Below are 13,860 nucleotides of genomic sequence, written 5' to 3'. Positions count from 1 at the left end.
GCCCGTGTTGCGAACGGCACTCTCCACCCTGTTAATCCTGATCGTCTGGCAGGTGGCAGCCTGGGCGGTGGCCGGCCCCACCCTGCCCGGTCCTGTCCTGGTGGGCGGGGTGTTGCTGCGGGAGGCGGCGGCCGGTCAGCTCTGGCTGCATCTGGGCATCACCCTGGCACGGGTGGCCGCCGCCTTCATCCTGGCGCTCTCCATCGGTACCGCCATCGGCATTGCCATGGGTCGGTCATCCCTGCTGGATAATGTCATGGGGCCTTGGCTGACCCTGGCGTTGAATGTGCCGGCGTTGGTGGTGATCGTGCTGGCCTATCTCTGGTTCGGCTTGACGGAGGCGGCGGCCATCGGGGCCGTGGCCGTGAACAAGATCCCCAATGTGGTGGTGCAGGTGCGCGCCGGCGCGCGGGCCCTGGACCCCGCCCTGGCCCGTATGGCCAAGGCCTATCGCTTCAGCCGGTGGGACCGGCTGCGCCATCTGTTGCTGCCGCACCTGCAGCCCTATCTGTTTGCCGCCGCCCGCAATGGCCTGTCATTGGTATGGAAAATCGTGCTGGTGGTGGAATTGCTGGGACGGGGTAATGGTGTCGGCTTCAAAATCCATCTGGCGTTCCAACTGTTCGACGTGGCCAGCCTGCTGGCCTATGCGCTGGCCTTTGTCATCGTGGCACAAATGATTGAAATGGCCGTGATGGCGCCGCTGGAACGGCGGGCCTGCCGCTGGCGGGGGGATCATGGCTGACGGCACCCCCCTGCTGCACCTGCTGATCAAGGAAAAGCGCTTTGCCGGCGTGCCGGTGCTGGCCGGGCTGGTGCTGAGCGTGGCTGCGGGCGAACTGGTGGCCCTGGTCGGGCCCAGCGGCTGCGGCAAAAGCACGGTGCTGATGCTGGCGGCCGGGCTGGATGGTGATTTCACCGGCGAACGGCATCTGGCCCCCCATGTGCATCCGGCTGTGCATTTCCAGGAACCCAGCCTGCTGCCCTGGCGCAGTCTGGCGGCCAATGTCGATATGGCCTTGCCCGCCCCCCAGCGGAACAAGGGCCATGCTGGGCGTTGGCTGGGGCGGGTTGAACTGCCGGTGCAAAGCCATGGCCAGTTCCCGACACAGGTCAGCCTGGGGATGCAGCGCCGCGCAGCACTGGCCCGGACCCTCGCCATGGGCAGCGATCTGCTCTTGCTGGATGAACCGCTGGTTTCGCTGGATGCCGCACTGGCCGAACGGCTGCGGGCCCTGTTGTTGCAACAGATGCAGGAACGACCAGGCCTGGGCATTCTGCTGGTGACCCATGATCTGGCAGAGGCAGCACAATTGGCCGACCGTATCCTGGTGCTTGGAAACCGCCCAGCCGGTGTGATTAATGAACTGCGTCCGGCCGGCAAGCGGGGTGAACGATCCCCCCAGCAGATCAGCATGGCTGTCCGGCAGCTCAACACCGCAGAGCCACTGCAATCATCCATTATAGATCAATCCAATACTGAAAAACGGCCAGAGCCGGAGATACCCTGGAAATGAAACAGCACCCGCCCACCCGCCTGCCCCGCCGCCGGTTTCTGTCCATCGCAGGCTTTGCCCTGACCGCCCTGGCACCCCCGGCCCTGGCCGCCGATGCCACCCAGGTGGCGGAGATTGTCGTCACCGGGCGGCGGGAGGGCGTGCCGGCCTATGAGCGGGCCTATGGGCCAAGCGTGATGGATGCGGCCACCCTGGCCACCGCGCCGCAGCGCCGGCTGGACGAGGCCTTGCGGGCGGTGCCGGGATTCAGCCTGTTCCGGCGGTCCGGTTCACGCACCGCCAACCCGACGGCACAGGGCGTCAGCCTGCGCGGCATCGGGCCCAACGGCGCCGGCCGTACGCTGGTGCTGGTTGATGGCGTGCCGGCGAACGATCCGTTCGGCGGCTGGGTCTATTGGTCACGCCTGCCCACCGCCGCTGTGGACAATGTGGTGCTGACCCGTGGCGGGGGTGCCGGCCCCTGGGGCAACGCCGCCCTGGCCGGCACCATCCGGATTGAAACAAAGCAGCGTGACGGGTTGGATCTGGAACTGGCCGGTGGCAGCAACGGCACCTGGATGGGGCAATCGTCGGTCGGGGGCTCGGCCGACGGCTGGCATCTCGGCCTGTCCGGCAGCGCCTTTCGCACCGATGGCGTCAAGCTGGTGGAACCGTCACGGCGCGGCCCCATCGATATCAAGGCCGACAGCGATGCCTATGCCGTGGATGGCACCCTGTCCACCCAACTGGGCAGTGTCACGGCCACAGCGAAACTATCCGGTTTCAAGGAAAGCCGGGGCAATGGCACGCCCTATACCAACAATTCAACCGACGCGACAGAGGCCAGCCTGCGGCTGGTCGGCACGGGGGAAAAGATCGATTGGGAAGCGGTGGCCTATTGGCGGGACTGGTCCTTCGCCAGCACTTTTTCCGGGGTGAATGCGGCCCGCACGGCGGAAACCCCTTCGCTGCATCAGTATGACGTCCCCGCCACGGCCAAGGGCGGCATTCTGCAGGTCGCCTTTTCCCCGGCGGACGGACACCAGACGGACATCGGCGCCGATATCCGGGAAACAGAGGGCAAGACCCGCGAACTGATGACCTATAGCGCCGGCCGCTACACCAGAATGCGGGATGCTGGCGGCAGCCAGTCCGTTGCCGGCCTGTTTTTCGAACATGCCTGGACCGGCATTCAGGGGCTGACCGTTTCCGCCGGCGGCCGGCTGGATGCCTGGCGCAACAGCGATGGCCGCCGGATTGAAAGCGACATTGCCAGCGGTACCTTGTTGCGCAATGACCGCTATGCCAAGCGCGACGGCACCGTCGCCAATGGCCGCGCCGGCATCGACTGGCAGGCCAGCGACCTGCTGGGCCTGCGGGTGGCCGCCTATACCGGCTTCCGCCTGCCCACCCTGAACGAGCTTTATCGTCCGTTCCGGGTCGGCAATGATATAACCGAGGCCAATCCCGGTTTGCAGCCGGAACGAATGCGCGGAGTGGAGGCCGGGCTTCGTCTAAGCCCTGGTGCCGGGATCACGGCCAACGCCACCCTGTTTCATGTGCGGCTGAAGAATGCCGTGGATAATGTGGTTATCCAGACCAGCCCCGGCACCAACGCCGAACTGGGGATCTTCGTGCCGGCGGGCGGCAGCCTGGCCCAGCGCCGGGGCCTGCCCCGCGTTGAGGTGCAGGGGCTGGAGGCGGAAATCGCCTGGCAGGCCGCACCGAGCTTACGTTTTGGCGCTGCCTATCTCTTCAGCGACAGCGAGATCACCGATCCCGGCACGATGGCGGCGTTGCGGGGCAATCGACTGGGCCAGGCACCCCGGCATTCCGGCACGGTTGACGTGACATGGACCCCGCGCCCGGAACTGACCCTGCGCGCCCAGGTCCGGGCTGCGGGCAAACAGTTCGAGGATAGCCGCAATCTCGGCACCCTGGACGGCTTCATTGTTGGTGATCTTTATGCCGCATGGCGGGTGGATCAACAGTTGGAATTCTACGCCACGGCGGAGAATGTCACCGGCGAACGGGTTGAAACCGGCCGCCGCAGCGACGGTCTGACCAATATCGGCCCGGAGCGCCAATGGCTGGCCGGCGTGCGCGTCCGGTTGTGATGGTGACAAACGAAAAGGCCCGGAACAACGTCCGGGCCTTTTCGTAACCTATTGATTTTACTTTGAGAATGGTGATTCCGGTGGGATTCGAACCCACGACCCCATGATTAAAAGTCACGTGCTCTACCAACTGAGCTACGGAATCGCTCCTCGAAAGTGGGGCGGACCATAAGCAGATGAAGGCGGTTCGTCAACCATCACAATCATCTGCAAAGCACCTTTGCATGATCCGCCGGGCAGGTCAGCCGACCTTGCCCTGCTGACGCTCCTCCTCGAACTTGGCCTTCAGGCTGGCAGCAATCCGGGGGCTGACGAAATGGTTGATGTCACCACCCAGCCGGCCAATCTCCTTCACAAAGCGCGAAGAGATGAACTGGTGGCGGTCGGATGCCATCAGGAACACCGTATCCACGGACGGATTCAGGCGCGCATTCATGCCGGCCATCTGGAATTCATATTCGAAATCCGAAACAGCGCGCAGCCCCCGGATGATCACCGAAGCGCCGCAATCGACAGCGAAATGCATCAACAGCTTGTCGAAGGGCCGGACCTCAACGCTGATTCCCTGCTTGGTCAACTGTTCCAGCTCGCCAGCCACCAGTTCCACCCGCTCCTGCGTGGTGTAAAGCGGGCCTTTGCCGGCATTGCTGGCGACACCGATGATCAGATGATCCACCGTCCGCGCAGCGCGCTGGATGATGTCAAAATGACCATTGGTGATCGGGTCGAAGGTTCCCGGATACACACCGATCCGACGCTTGCCCGTCATCTCAACTCCCCTCCCCGCTACGGTGACGCCAAGACAAGGGCCAGCCCCCAGGGGGACTGGCCTGTCACCTGCAATATTGTTACGGTTGATCAGTTGCCGCCACGGGGGCGGCATCGTCGCCACCCTCCGTACCGGCATCGCCGCCATCATCTTCCAGACGGGCGACAGAGACGACGCGTTCATCCCCCGCCAAGCGGAACAGGGTGACACCCTTGCTCTTGCGGCCGGTCAGGCGGATATCGTGCACCGGCATCCGGATCACCTGGCCCGAATCGCTGACCATCATCAACTGGTCGGTGTCGTTGATCGGGAACACGGCGGCGATGGCCTTGTTGCGATCACCCATATCCATGTTCCAGATGCCCTGGCCACCACGGCCCGTCAGCCGGTATTCATAGGCCGAGGTCCGCTTGCCATAACCCTGCTCGGAAACGGTCAGGATCATCTGTTCGCGCGCCTGCATCTCAGCGAACTGTTCGGGTGACAGTTCCGCCGCGCCTTCCACGGGTTCGGCCTCGACATCCACCGCATCATCGGTCTCCTCACCCTCGGCCCGGCGCAGCTCACGCGCCTGCTTCAGATAGGCGGCGCGTTCATCGGCGCTGTAATCCGTGTGGTGCAGGATCGACATGCCGATCACCTCATCACCGTCGGCCAGCTTGATGCCACGCACGCCGGTGGAGGTACGGCCGCTGAACACGCGCACATCCGACACATCAAAGCGGATGCAGCGGCCGAGGCGTGTGGCCAGCAGCACATCATCGCTTTCGCCACAGGTGCGCACAGCGATCAGGTTTTCGCCCTCTTCCTCCAGCTTCATGGCGATCAGGCCATTGGCTCGGATATTCTGGAAGTCCGACAGCTTGTTACGGCGGATGCCGCCCTTGCTGGTGGCAAACACGATCTGCAGCGCGCCCCAGGTGCCCTCATCCTCCGGCATCGGCATGACGGTGGAGATGGTTTCCCCCTCCTCCAACGGCAGCAGATTGACCAGGGCCTTGCCGCGGGTCTGCGGCGTGCCCTGGGGCAAGCGCCAGACCTTCAGCTTATGCACGATGCCACGGCTGGTGAAGAACAGCATCGGCGTGTGGGTATTGGCAACGAACAGGTCGGAGACATTATCCTCCGCCTTCAGGTTCATGCCGGAACGGCCCTTGCCGCCTCTAGCCTGCGCCCGGTATGTCGAAACCGGCACGCGCTTGATATAGCCGCCCTGGGTGACGATGACGACCATATCCTCCCGCTGGATCAGGTCTTCAATGTCGCTCTCGAACTCCGATTCCTCGATCATCGTCCGCCGCGGGGTGGCGAAGCGTTCCTTCATCTCCCCCAGTTCGGTGCGGATGATATCCAGCAGCATGGCGCGGTCGGACAGCACGGCCAGGAAATATTTGATCTGATCGGTAACGCCGGTCAGTTCCTCGCCGATCTTGTCGCGCTCCAGCCCGGTCAGCCGATGCAGGCGCAGGTCCAGAATGGCGCGGGCCTGCACTTCCGACAGCTTGTAGGTGCCAGCCTCCGACAGGGTGCGGCCCGGCTCGTCGATCAGGGCGATCAGCGGGGCCACATCACGCGCCGGCCAGTCACGCGCCATCATCTGTTCGCGCGCCGTCGCCGGGTCGGGCGCTGAGCGGATCAGGGCGATCATGTCATCCAGGTTGGCCACGGCCACGGCCAGACCAACCAAGGTGTGGGCGCGTTCGCGCGCCTTGCCCAGCTCGAACTCGATCCGGCGGGTGACAACCTGTTCGCGGAAGCGGACGAAGGCGGCGATAATCGCCTTCAGGTCCAGCAATTCCGGCCGGCCGCCATTCAGCGCCAGCATATTGACGCCGAAGCTGGTCTGCAGCGCGGTGTGGCGGAAAAGCTGGGCCAGCACCACATCCGGCACGGCATCACGCTTCAGTTCCACCACAACGCGCACACCGTCGCGGTCGGATTCGTCACGAACGTCGCTGATGCCTTCCACCAGCTTTTCATTCACGCATTCGGCAATGCGTTCCAGCAGCTTGGACTTGTTGACCTGATAGGGGATTTCAGTGGCAACGATGGCCCAGCGATCCTTGCGGATCTCCTCCACCTCCGTCTTGGCGCGCATGATCACGCTGCCACGACCGGTATGGAAAGCCGAACGGATGCCAGAACGGCCGAGAATCAGGGCACCGGTGGGAAAATCCGGGCCAGGAACGATATCGATCAGCTCATCAATCGAGATATCCGGATTCTCGATATAGGCGAGACAGGCCTCAATCACCTCCCCCAGATTATGGGGGGGGATGTTGGTGGCCATGCCGACGGCAATACCGCCGGCACCATTGACCAGCAGATTGGGGAACTTGGCCGGCAGAACCGTCGGCTCTTCCAGCGATTCGTCATAGTTGGCCTGAAAATCGACAGTTTCCTTGTCGATATCATCCAGCATGAATTCCGACACCTTGGCCAGCCGGGCCTCGGTGTAACGCATGGCCGCCGCAGCGTCGCCATCCATGGAGCCGTAATTGCCCTGACCATCGATCAGGGGCAGGCGCATCGAGAAATCCTGCGCCATGCGGACCATGGCATCATAAATCGCGCTGTCGCCGTGCGGATGGTATTTACCCATAACGTCACCGACGATACGCGCCGATTTCTTATATGGCTTGGTGCTGTCGTAACCGCCTTCCTTCATGGCGTAGAGGATGCGGCGATGCACGGGTTTTAACCCGTCGCGCACATCCGGCAACGCGCGACTGACGATTACGCTCATGGCGTAATCGAGATACGAACGCCGCATCTCATCTTCGATGGTGATGGGCGAGATATCGGACGGCAGAGCGGGCGTGGAAGTCACCGAGCGGAACTCGTCATTACGTGTCGGAAAATGAAGCCGCTGGTTGGCCAGCGGCTTTCACGTTCTATGTAGCACCATTCGCGGATGCGAACAATGAAAGCACCCACCAACCTTCACACGCGGCGTGACAGCCACCAGAACCGGGCTGCCAGCACGGAAACGGAGAAGACGCTGGCGATGAAAATCCCCTCAAACAGGCCCAAGACCCCGCGCCCCAGCGGGAAGGCCAGCAGCCAGCCCAGCGGCATCATCACCGCGTAATAGCTGACAAAATGCGAGGCGGTGGGCACCCAGGTATCGTTGCGCCCGCGCAAAGCCTGCGCCATCACCACCTGCCCGCCATCGGCCACCAGCAGCCAGGATGAGAAGGCGATCAAGGGGGCCGTCAGCACCAGCAGGGTCGCATCATGGGTGAACTGGCCGGCGATCCAGGCCGGGGCGGCAAAGAAAAGTAGCCCGACAAGGGAGAGGATGAAGCTGGTCACGCCCAGCCCGGTCCAGCCGGCCACCACCATATCGGCCTGATCACGCGCGCCATAGGCATTGCCCACCCGCACCGCCGTAGCGGACGCCAGCCCCAGCGCGCACATGAAAGGCAGGGCGATCAGGTTCAGGCCGATTGTATAGGCCCCCACCGCCGCCGCCCCCAGCCAGCCGGCAAACAGTCCCAGCCCGGCAAAGGCCGAACCTTCCAGGGCGTTGGACAGGCCGGCGGCATAGCCGACCCGGCGCTGGGTGACAGAATCACGCCACCAGCCCCGGAAATCGCCGCGCACCCCCCAGGCATCGCGCAGCGGATGCCACCAGACATAGGCAATCATGCCAAAGGCACCCAACCAGCGCAGGCTGGTGGTGGACCAGGCGGCCCCCACGGCGCCTAAGGCTGGCAGGCCGAAATGACCACCCACCAGCAACCAGACCAGCCCGGCATTCAAAACGTTGCCGATCAACATGGCGATCATGCCGGGAATCGGCCGCTTCAACCCTTCCAGATACATGCTGGTGGCCAGATGCAAGGCGGCGGCCGGCATCCCCAAGGCCATCACCGCCATCACATGCCCGGCCCCCTGGGCAAGGTCTGGCTCCTGGCCTGTCAGCAGCAGGAATTCCTCCCCGAACAGGCTGGTGGCGGCGATGATGGTGCCGATCAGCATGGCATAGGGCAAGGAACGACGCCAGATCACGCCGGTGCCAGACAAGTTACCCTTGCCCATTGTCTGAGCGGTGGCCACCACCACGCCCAGCAACAGCCCCACCTGCACCGCCAACAGCACGGCAATGGGCGAATGCCCCATGCCCAGATAGGCAAGTTCCTGCGCACTGTAGCGGCCGACAATCAACGTATCCGTCAGCGCCATGACAATGATGCCCGCCCGCGCAATGATCACCGGGATGGCCAAGCGGACCAGATCGCCAACATGGCGGCGGATGCGATCGGGCATGGGTTCGACGGTGGAAGCGAGGGACGACATGGGAAATGCTCACGGATCAGGCAGATTAACTAAATCATCCTGTATCGGAACTATTCCGTCATCTCAAGCTGCATCCATGCATGGCGGGAACGCATGGGCACCCCTGGTGTTGGAGTAACAGGCCCACCCTAGATTTTAAGGAGTTTGCCTGATGGGCATCATACCGCCCCTGCCCGGTGCACCGACGCCCGGCAATACGGAAATCCCCCCGCCGGGCGAGCAGCCGATTCCCGGGCACGATCCCGGTCGCCTGCCGCCCGACACGCCCGAACCGGATGTGCCGCTGCCGCAGCGGGAACCGGAGCCGCCGGCGCCGCAAAGGCTATAGAGGGAGCATCAAAGGGAGGGGGCCACTCTTGTTCTCTGGCTCGTGCGCCCGGCCCATGCATGGGCCGGGGCTTGACGATGGCGGGGCCGCGCGCCAAACCCTTATCCCATGACACAGCACAGCCCCATCCATGTGATCGGCGGCGGTATGGCGGGCAGCGAAGCAGCCTGGCAGATCGCACAAGCCGGTATCCCCGTCGTTCTGCACGAGATGCGCCCGGTGGTGAAAACCGACGCGCATCAGACGGAGCATTTTGCGGAGTTGGTCTGCTCCAACTCCTTCCGCTCCGACGATGCGGAATATAATGCCGTTGGCCTGCTGCATGAGGAAATGCGCCGCGCCAAATCGCTGATCCTGGCGGCGGCGGATGAACATAAGGTGCCGGCCGGCGGGGCGCTGGCGGTGGACCGCGACCATTTCGCCGAAAAGGTCACCGCAACCCTGACCAACCATCCGCTGGTGACGGTGGAGCGGGGCGAAGTGGCCGGTATCCCGCCGGAAGCATGGGACAATGTGGTGATCGCCACCGGCCCGCTGACCAGCATGAAGCTGGCCGAGGCGATCCGGGCCTTCACCGGCGAAGAGCAGTTGAGCTTCTTCGACGCCATCGCCCCCATCGTGCATACAGACAGCATCGACCTGTCCAAGGCCTGGTTCCAGTCGCGCTATGACAAGGTCGGCCCCGGCGGGACGGGCAAGGATTACATCAACTGCGCCATGGATAAGGAGCAGTATGAGGCCTTCATCCGCGCCCTGATCGAGGGGGAGAAGGGCGATTTCAAGGAATGGGAAAAGAACACGCCCTATTTCGAGGGCTGCCTTCCCATTGAAGTGATGGCCGAACGCGGCGTGGATACGCTGCGCTATGGCCCGATGAAGCCGGTGGGGCTGACCAACCCGCATACGGGCAAGCGCTCCTATGCCGTGGTGCAGTTGCGCCAGGATAACGCGCTGGGCACGCTCTATAATCTGGTCGGCTTTCAGACCAAGCTGAAATATGCCGAGCAGGTGCGGGTGTTCCGCATGATCCCCGGTCTGGAAAATGCGGAATTTGCCCGGCTGGGCGGGCTGCACCGCAATACCTTCATCAATTCCCCGCGCCTGCTGGATGGGGCCTTGCGCCTGAAATCCATGCCGCGCCTGCGCTTTGCCGGCCAGATCACCGGCTGCGAAGGCTATGTGGAAAGTGCGGCCGTCGGTCTGCTGGCCGGCCGCTTCGCCGTGGCTGACCGGCTGGGCAATGACCCCGCCCTGCCGCCGCGCACCACGGCGCTGGGCGCGCTGCTGGCCCATATTACCGGCGGGGCGGAGGCGGAGACCTTCCAGCCGATGAATGTCAATTTCGGCCTGTTTCCGCCGGTGACCGAACGCCAGCCCAATGGCAAGGAACTGCACGGCAAGGATCGCAAGCTGGCCTATAGCCGGCGGGCCCTGGCCGATCTGGCAAGCTGGCTGGGCTGATTAAGGAAGGGGGCGCGGCGCAGAAAGCCACGCCCCCTTTTTCTGTCAGGACCGGCTGCCGCCATAGGTGACATAGCGCAGCAGATATTCCACCGGGCCATTGCGGAAGCGCGACAGCCAGAGCTGGCTCAGCACCAGTTGCAGGGCGAAGATGCCCATTGCAAGGACCACGACCAGCGGCGGCGACACCTGCCCCATCAGCCGCAAACCATAGGCATGGAACAGCAGGGCACAGAGCAGCGACTGAAACAGATAATTAGACAGGGCCATACGCCCGGCCGTCGCCAGCATCGCCACCCAGCCCCGATCGGCCGCCGCATTTAGCACCAGGGCCATACCGGCAATATAGGCCGCCGCCAGGAATGGTGCCGTCGCCAGATCAACCACGACCCCGACGAGATTAAGAACCGGGTCATAGGGTTGAATGGCGGTCCAGCCATAGAATATCCCGCCCGGCAACCCGACCAGCACGCCGATCAGGATGATACGCCGCAAAAGCGGCTGTAAGGCCGCAATATCGGCCAGCGCCTGCCGCCGCCCCGCCATCAGCCCCAGCAGGAACATGGCCAGCGCGCAAGGCCCCTGCATGAAGCCCAGGACAATCCAGAGGTTGGAGAGTTCCGAGAGGCGTTGATTCAACAGGCTGGAAACACTGCCGGTAAAGGCTGCCTGCGCCTGACGCACATGTTGCAGGACCATTGCTTCCGGTACCTGCGGCAGCAGATAGATCTGGGCCAGCAGTATCAAGAACCAGATCAGCGTAACAAAGAAGATCAGGCCGGCGGCGATGCGCAGCAGGCTTTTATCGTTGCGATGCCGTAACGCATAAAGCGCCAACCCCAGCACCGCATAGGTGGTGAGGATGTCACCATGAAACAGCACCAGCGCATGGAACACGCCGAGGCAGAACAACATGGCTTGGCGGCGCAGGAAGCGCGGCCGGAATGGCTGGCCATCCCGTTCCGCCACCGTCATCTGCAAGGTCAGGCTATAGCCAAACAAGAAGGAGAAGATCAGGTAGAATTTGGTTTCAAACAACGCCGTCACCAGCCACGACGTCCCCTGGGCCACCGGGCCCGCGAAATCCGGGTTGGGCAGCCCCATGGCATAGAACGGATTGGCGAAAACCTCGATATTCACCAGCAGGATACCGAACAGCGCAAAGCCGCGCAGCGCATCGACGGTCTGTATACGACCGGCCTTGGCCGATCCCGTCATGACATCACCCGGCCGCCAGTCAGCACCATGTCCAGGAGTTGCCGCATCAACGGCAGTTGATCCATCGGCTTGAAAGCTAGATCGACAGAAACGCGGGAAAACACGCCGTCGATCCAACTCATCAACCATTGGGCGACAAGGGCCGCATCCACCGTGTTGCTTACCTGTCCCCGCGCGATCCCTGCGCGGATCAGCCCCTCCAAACCTTCACGCAACACGGTGTCATTATCAGCTGCAAGGGCACGAACATCCGGGTCGCGGCGGGATTCAGCGGCAATCTCAATGGCCAGCGCGTTGGCATCCCCATCTGCTGCCAGTTCGGCAATCAATTGCAGAAGCAGGTTCAAGGCATCCCGGCAGTCGGCGATTTCTGCCAACTGGCTCAGACACAGCGCTACCTGCTCCCCCTCCGACGCCACGATGGCCAGCACCAGGGCCTGCTTGTTGGGGAAATAATGGAACAAGGTGCCGCTGCTGATGCCGGCCACGGTTCTGATGTCCGCGATGCTGGACTGGTGGAAGCCATTTCGGGCGAAGCATTTACGGGCCGCCACCATGATCGCCGCCCGGCGGCTGGCGTGAAGTGCCGGATTGACAGTGCGCATTTGCATGGACCCAATAATAAACCGATTGATCGATCTATAAATAGACGCACAGAAATGGGCAACAAAAAAGGGGGCCGACGCCCCCTCTCTGCAATGTCTTCTTATACCAACCCGCCTAAAGGTTGACCTTTAGGCGGGTTGGAGGCCGGCGACCGCCGGCCCGCGCCGCGTGGCGCGCGCCGGCCTCAGCCCTCCCCCTCTACCGACAGCCCCGGGATGCGGGGCATTGGGGCGGAACGGTCCAGCAGACCGGCCGCGCGCAGATCGTCCACCCCCGGCAGGTCACGCAGGGAGCCCAGACCGAAATGGTCGAGAAAATCTGACGTGGTCACCCAGGTCAGCGGCCGCCCCGGCGTCTCCCGCCGGCGACCGGGCATCACCCAGCCCGCTTCCATCAGAATATCCAGCGTGCCTTTGGAGGTGGCAACACCGCGAATCGCCTCAATCTCCGCCCGGGTCACCGGCTGGTGATAGGCGATGATCGCCAACGTTTCCACCGCCGCGCGGGATAGCTTGGCCGTCACCTCAATCTCGGTGCGCAGCCTGTCCCCCAGATCGGCAGCCGTGCGGAAGGCCCAACGGCCGCCACTGGCCACCAGATTGATGCCGCGATGGCGGTAGAGATTTTCCAACTGCGCCAACAGCGGGCGCACCGGCACCGCCCCCACCCGTTCCTGCAGCACCGATTCGGCCACCGGTTCAGCGGAGGAAAAAAGAATCGCTTCCAGCAAGCGGATGAGCTGGAAGTCGCTGTCGAAAAGATCACTCATGCCTGCTCCCGTCGCGCCCGGACCTGAATGGGCGCGAATGCAGTTTCCTGCCGTAATTCCAGATGGCCGCCCTTGGCCAGTTCCAGGGCGGCCACAAAGCTGCTGGCCAGCAGGGAACGCGCCTTCACCCCCTGGCCCCGCCAGCCGGCTGGCAGCAAAGCTTCCAACTGTGCCCAGTCCGGCAGCCGGCCCAGCATGGCCTCCAGCCGCGCCACGGCTTCCTCAATCGAATAAAGCTCGGTCACCGGGATGGTGAAGGGGCTGATCCGGGCTTGGCGGGAACCGACGGCGCCATAGGCCTTCAGCAGATCGTAAAGCCCCAGATCATGGCGGGAGCGGGCGAAGATGGGCAAATCCTCCGGCGCGCCACGGGCAAAGCGGTCACGCCCCAGGCGGGGCCGCGCCAGCAGCCGGGCGGCCGCACCCTGCATCGCCTCCAACCGCTGCAACTGGAAGGTCAGAGCCGCCGCCAGCACCTCCGCCGAGGGTTCGTCCGGCTGCGGATCGGGCAGCAGCAGACGGGATTTCAGATAGGCAAGCCAGGCCGCCATCACCAGATAATCCGCCGCCAGTTCCAGCCGCAGGCGCCGCGCCTCCGTTACGAAGGCCAGATATTGTTCAGCCAGTTGCAGGATGGAAATGCGGGTCAGGTCCACCTTCTGGTCGCGGGCCAGCGACAGCAGCAGGTCGATCGGCCCTTCATAGCCATCAATATCCAGCAGCAGCGCCTCTTCCGGCGCTGCGTCGCCGGTGCCCGCCCCATCTTCCATGAAAGCCATCGTGCGTATTACAGC

The 13,860-nt window shown here is 63.5% G+C and carries 12 protein-coding genes and 1 tRNA gene; 5 read left to right on the top strand and 8 right to left on the bottom strand.

Going from position 1 to position 13,860, the window contains the following annotated elements:
• The first annotated feature begins 4 nt into the window (after positions 1–4).
• The 3 genes from GE253_RS08110 to GE253_RS08100 are packed head-to-tail and all read left to right on the top strand — an operon-like array spanning position 5 to position 3,613.
• Positions 5–745: an ABC transporter permease subunit gene (locus tag GE253_RS08110; protein WP_348770795.1), complete on the top strand. Its 741-nt coding sequence runs from the start codon at positions 5–7 to the stop codon at positions 743–745.
• The gene (locus tag GE253_RS08105) at positions 738–1,517 is read left to right on the top strand and encodes an ATP-binding cassette domain-containing protein (protein WP_153203622.1); all 780 of its coding nucleotides are present in this window, start codon (positions 738–740) and stop codon (positions 1,515–1,517) included. Before GE253_RS08110 ends, GE253_RS08105 begins: the two co-directional genes overlap by 8 nt.
• A complete protein-coding gene (locus GE253_RS08100) occupies positions 1,514–3,613 on the top strand; it encodes a TonB-dependent receptor (protein ID WP_153203621.1) in 2,100 nt (699 codons plus the stop codon). Before GE253_RS08105 ends, GE253_RS08100 begins: the two co-directional genes overlap by 4 nt.
• Positions 3,614–3,682: 69 nt before the next feature.
• Here the strand turns inward: GE253_RS08100 and GE253_RS08095 are convergent.
• The 4 genes from GE253_RS08095 to GE253_RS08080 all read right to left on the bottom strand — a co-directional run bounded on the left by GE253_RS08095 (position 3,683) and on the right by GE253_RS08080 (position 8,684).
• Positions 3,683–3,758, bottom strand: a tRNA-Lys gene (locus GE253_RS08095).
• Positions 3,759–3,854: 96 nt separating this feature from the next.
• Positions 3,855–4,382, bottom strand: coding sequence for a pantetheine-phosphate adenylyltransferase (gene coaD, locus GE253_RS08090; RefSeq protein WP_153203620.1), 528 nt, complete (start codon positions 4,380–4,382; stop codon positions 3,855–3,857).
• A gap of 79 nt (positions 4,383–4,461) precedes the next feature.
• Positions 4,462–7,212 (bottom strand): DNA gyrase subunit A, encoded by a 2,751-nt coding sequence (gene gyrA / locus GE253_RS08085; RefSeq protein WP_348770794.1) that lies wholly within the window; start codon positions 7,210–7,212, stop codon positions 4,462–4,464.
• A gap of 113 nt (positions 7,213–7,325) precedes the next feature.
• Positions 7,326–8,684: an MATE family efflux transporter gene (locus GE253_RS08080; RefSeq protein WP_153203619.1), complete on the bottom strand. Its 1,359-nt coding sequence runs from the start codon at positions 8,682–8,684 to the stop codon at positions 7,326–7,328.
• Positions 8,685–8,835: 151 nt separating this feature from the next.
• On the opposite strand from GE253_RS08080, the gene GE253_RS25800 reads away from it, so the two are divergent.
• Positions 8,836–9,012: a hypothetical protein gene (locus GE253_RS25800; RefSeq protein ID WP_173012557.1), complete on the top strand. Its 177-nt coding sequence runs from the start codon at positions 8,836–8,838 to the stop codon at positions 9,010–9,012.
• Between the two features lie 108 nt (positions 9,013–9,120).
• Positions 9,121–10,473, top strand: a complete 1,353-nt coding sequence (gene trmFO, locus GE253_RS08075; RefSeq protein WP_153203618.1) for a methylenetetrahydrofolate--tRNA-(uracil(54)-C(5))-methyltransferase (FADH(2)-oxidizing) TrmFO — start codon at positions 9,121–9,123, stop codon at positions 10,471–10,473.
• 45 nt (positions 10,474–10,518) lie between these two features.
• Here the strand turns inward: trmFO and GE253_RS08070 are convergent, their stop codons facing one another.
• The 4 genes from GE253_RS08070 to GE253_RS08055 all read right to left on the bottom strand — a co-directional run bounded on the left by GE253_RS08070 (position 10,519) and on the right by GE253_RS08055 (position 13,845).
• Positions 10,519–11,691, bottom strand: a complete 1,173-nt coding sequence (locus GE253_RS08070; protein WP_153203617.1) for a DUF418 domain-containing protein — start codon at positions 11,689–11,691, stop codon at positions 10,519–10,521.
• Positions 11,688–12,296, bottom strand: a complete 609-nt coding sequence (locus GE253_RS08065; RefSeq protein ID WP_173012556.1) for a TetR/AcrR family transcriptional regulator — start codon at positions 12,294–12,296, stop codon at positions 11,688–11,690. The genes GE253_RS08070 and GE253_RS08065 overlap by 4 nt, the downstream gene beginning before the upstream one ends.
• Before the next feature lie 185 nt (positions 12,297–12,481).
• Entirely contained in the window at positions 12,482–13,066 is a 585-nt protein-coding gene (gene scpB, locus GE253_RS08060) for an SMC-Scp complex subunit ScpB (RefSeq protein WP_153203615.1), read from the bottom strand.
• Complete coding sequence (locus GE253_RS08055) at positions 13,063–13,845, bottom strand: ScpA family protein (RefSeq protein WP_153203614.1); 783 nt, start codon at positions 13,843–13,845, stop codon at positions 13,063–13,065. The genes scpB and GE253_RS08055 overlap by 4 nt, the downstream gene beginning before the upstream one ends.
• Positions 13,846–13,860 lie beyond the last annotated feature (15 nt).

It is taken from the genome of Niveispirillum sp. SYP-B3756, from assembly GCF_009495745.1.
GTDB lineage: Bacteria > Pseudomonadota > Alphaproteobacteria > Azospirillales > Azospirillaceae > Niveispirillum.
The sequence above is the reverse complement of the archived record's forward strand: the minus strand, read 5'-3'. Positions and strand labels throughout refer to the sequence as shown.

Bases quoted from the DNA above. Each gene is read 5' to 3' on its own strand.
- GE253_RS08105 (WP_153203622.1), top strand. From the start codon at position 738: ATGGCTGACGGCACCCCCCTGCTGCACCTGCTGATCAAGGAAAAGCGC.
- GE253_RS08100 (WP_153203621.1), top strand. From the start codon at position 1,514: ATGAAACAGCACCCGCCCACCCGCCTGCCCCGCCGCCGGTTTCTGTCC.
- coaD (WP_153203620.1), bottom strand. From the start codon at position 4,382: ATGACGGGCAAGCGTCGGATCGGTGTGTATCCGGGAACCTTCGACCCG.
- GE253_RS08080 (WP_153203619.1), bottom strand. From the start codon at position 8,684: ATGTCGTCCCTCGCTTCCACCGTCGAACCCATGCCCGATCGCATCCGC.
- GE253_RS25800 (WP_173012557.1), top strand. From the start codon at position 8,836: ATGGGCATCATACCGCCCCTGCCCGGTGCACCGACGCCCGGCAATACG.
- trmFO (WP_153203618.1), top strand. From the start codon at position 9,121: ATGACACAGCACAGCCCCATCCATGTGATCGGCGGCGGTATGGCGGGC.
- GE253_RS08070 (WP_153203617.1), bottom strand. From the start codon at position 11,691: ATGACGGGATCGGCCAAGGCCGGTCGTATACAGACCGTCGATGCGCTG.
- GE253_RS08065 (WP_173012556.1), bottom strand. From the start codon at position 12,296: ATGCGCACTGTCAATCCGGCACTTCACGCCAGCCGCCGGGCGGCGATC.
- scpB (WP_153203615.1), bottom strand. From the start codon at position 13,066: ATGAGTGATCTTTTCGACAGCGACTTCCAGCTCATCCGCTTGCTGGAA.
- GE253_RS08055 (WP_153203614.1), bottom strand. From the start codon at position 13,845: ATGGCTTTCATGGAAGATGGGGCGGGCACCGGCGACGCAGCGCCGGAA.